This is a genomic window from Pedobacter sp. 01T416_2, from assembly GCF_056398925.1.
Genome location: NZ_JBFTQI010000712.1, coordinates 1 through 3,052, shown reverse-complemented (window position 1 = coordinate 3,052; position 3,052 = coordinate 1). Strand labels below are relative to the sequence as shown.

Genomic DNA, 3,052 nt, shown 5'->3' with positions numbered 1-3,052 from the left:
GGAAAAAACAAAACTACATCATGATCTTGATGAGCTTAAGGAAAAAGCCATAACCTTAGAAAACCAGATCAGTGATCTAAAAGAAGTCTTGGACAGGTTAAAGATTGAGCTTAAAGAGACCAAAGAACTTATCGTCCTTCACCAGCTGGGCAAGCCTTCCTTTTTCTTCTTCCAAAAGCTTTTCAATACCAAGTCCTTTAAACAGTGGAACCTGCCTTTACAACAGTATCTGGATGACCTGAATAAAATCAGCAGTGCCATCTCAGAAACCGGGAAAGAAGAGCAGCAGTTGAAAACCCTGCTGGATAAAAATCAGACCGGGCAAAAAGAGATCAAGAAGGAACTGGCTTTAATTGAAAATAGGATTAAAGCATATGCAACAAAAAAAGAAGCACTTGTACAAGACTACAGAATACCATCCAGCAACCTACCTGATGAAAACCTGTATAAAGCCTATACTGAAGACAGATCCGCTTTTCATAAAAGTAATCCATGGTCATCAGAGAAACTCAATACCTTAAGGTCCAATATATTCTTAACAAGCCTCAAGATCCATGAATACGCTGTACTTAGCAATGCTAAACAGTTCCGCAACAACATCAACATACTCCTTGAAATGCTCGATGGCAAAGCCGCCGTTTCCAAAACAATCGCCTCCAGTGTATGGAAAACGTTTTTCTTTCTGGTTCCTGTTGTATCCACGTCGCTTGCCTCAGTCGGCCGCCTGTTTAAAAACCTCGAAGAGGACGGCATAGGCTGGCTCCTTTTGGACGAGGCCGGACAGGCTACGGTACAATCGGCAGCAGGAATCATAAACAGATCAAAAAGATCGATCATCATTGGAGATCCGCTACAGATCGAACCTGTAGTAACCAGTCCGGCAAAGCTCATTGAAATACTCAACCGCCCCTATAAAAATAAACCTATCTGGTCTCCACGCCTATCTTCTGCCCAACAGCTCGCCGATCGCATCAGCCCTCAGGGCACAGAGATAAAACAGAGCGACGGCCAGAAAATCTGGACAGGATTCCCACTTCGTACCCACCGCAGATGTACCGACCCGATGTTCTCGATCGCCAATCACATCGCCTACTCAGACCAAATGGTCAAAGCAACCCAAGAGGGTGAAAGCAGCACAGCAATCGGCCCATCCACCTGGTTCCATATTGCAGGAAAAATCGTAGAAAACAAGCAGGTTATCAGGGAAGAAATCGAACTGCTAAAAGAAAAACTGGCCATAATCCAAGATGCAGATAATATCTTTGTCATCTCGCCATTTAAGTCTGTAGCCGACAAATGCCGAATGGAACTCAACAAAAATTTCCCTAAGGTAAAGTGCGGAACCATACATACCTTCCAGGGCAAGGAAACCGACACGGTATTCCTCGTGCTTGGTAGCGATCCTAAAAGCGAAGGCGCGAGAAGGTGGGCGTCAGCTAAGCCCAACATGCTCAACGTGGCACTCACTAGAGCAAAAAAACACTTCTACGTCATCGGTAACAGAACCTTATGGCAGAGCTATAGTTATTTCGATTACCTATCGGCTAACCTTTAGTAATATTTTAATTTCTGCTAGCAACAACTGACGATGGATATATATTTCTTTCAGGCAAAATGCGGGGATGCTGCAAGGGTCGAATTCCAAGGAAATGACGGAAAGATTCATAATGTTTTTATTGATTCCGGTTTTGGCGATACCTACCGTCATATACTAAAACAAATGATTGAAGATGTTGGAAAAATTGATTTGTGGATCATATCTCATATTCATGATGATCATATTGGAGGTATTTTAGCTTTTCTAAACGCGGTCAAAGCCAAACTTATAAACCAAAAGGTCAAAACATGGTGGTATAATCCTCCACGTCTGATAGCAGGCGCAGCTAAAAATGTTAAAAGCATTCATCAAGGGGACCGGTTGTTTAATTATTTGAAAGAAAACAACAAGCTCATGTTATCGCCCATTACAAGTGAATTAAAGTCCATAGATTTGTACGGTTTAAAAATAACAGTATTATCTCCAGATATTAATGGGCTAAATAAATTAAGAGCAAAATATCAAAAAGTTTCACAACTAACTTTAGAACACGAAGAGCCCTTTCCCATCGACTATAAAGCATTAAAAAAGACAGATTACGATCTAAAACTGATAGATTTTGATCCGGGCAAATTTGATCCGGATGAGAACATTGATAATGGAAGTAGTATTGCTGTTTTGACAGAATTGGACGGCAAACGTATTCTCTGGCTGGCAGATGCCCACTCAAAGGTAGTCATACAGACAATAAAAAACATGGGGTACAGCAAACAGCGCCCTATTCATTGTGACTTGGTTAAGGTGACACATCATGGTAGTAAAGGAAATAATTCAGCCGAACTTTATGAACTTGTTAAATGTACGAAGTATATCTTTAGTGTAAATGGGGATAATATCCATAAACTTCCTGATAAACATTGCTTTGCATCTATCTTAATAAACAACGGAAGAGATTATAAAGAAGAATATCAGTTTTATTTTACCTATGATAATGCTACCTTAAAAAGTATTTTCGATGTGGACGGAAAAGGTGTATTTGAGAAATTTAACTTCAAGGTTTTCTACAATAATAACAAGTTTATTAAGATAAAAATATAATTTAGGTGATGGTTATAAGTTGGATCAAAAAAACGCTCAATTAATGAAAACTAAGGATTTACGCAGACTTTTTATTGCAAAGGTAAAGAAGAATTTTTTCTCAAATGATACTATTCATGCAGTATTAAAATATGATTTTAACCAAGAACAAAGGGATTATATTTTGGAGAAACTTTCTCCCAAATATAAAAACATTGCATACTGTAATCCACTTCCTGACGCCTATGAGGACCTTTGTAAACWTGAATGCTTTCATAGCGATGAAAGTAATCTCGAAATCGAACTACAATGGTATTTTGATAACATCACTCTATATAAACAAGAACTTGGTGATTTCTTTGAATATATGGACAACCTTGAAAGTGCAATCTTAAAAGACACGTATGAGAACGCGCTGGAGATATTAGACCTGATGGA

General features: G+C 39.1%; 3 protein-coding genes. All 3 read left to right on the top strand.

Annotated elements, in window-relative coordinates; translation table 11 throughout:
• Positions 1–1,555, top strand: a 1,555-nt coding sequence (locus tag AC1DPQ_RS22905; RefSeq protein ID WP_477610979.1) for a DEAD/DEAH box helicase, incomplete at its 5' end; no start/stop codon positions are given.
• Positions 1,556–1,588: 33 nt separating this feature from the next.
• Entirely contained in the window at positions 1,589–2,635 is a 1,047-nt protein-coding gene (locus AC1DPQ_RS22900; RefSeq protein WP_477584863.1) for a ComEC/Rec2 family competence protein, read from the top strand.
• Between the two features lie 43 nt (positions 2,636–2,678).
• A partial coding sequence (locus tag AC1DPQ_RS22895; protein WP_477610978.1) for a hypothetical protein occupies positions 2,679–3,052 on the top strand: 374 nt, incomplete at its 3' end.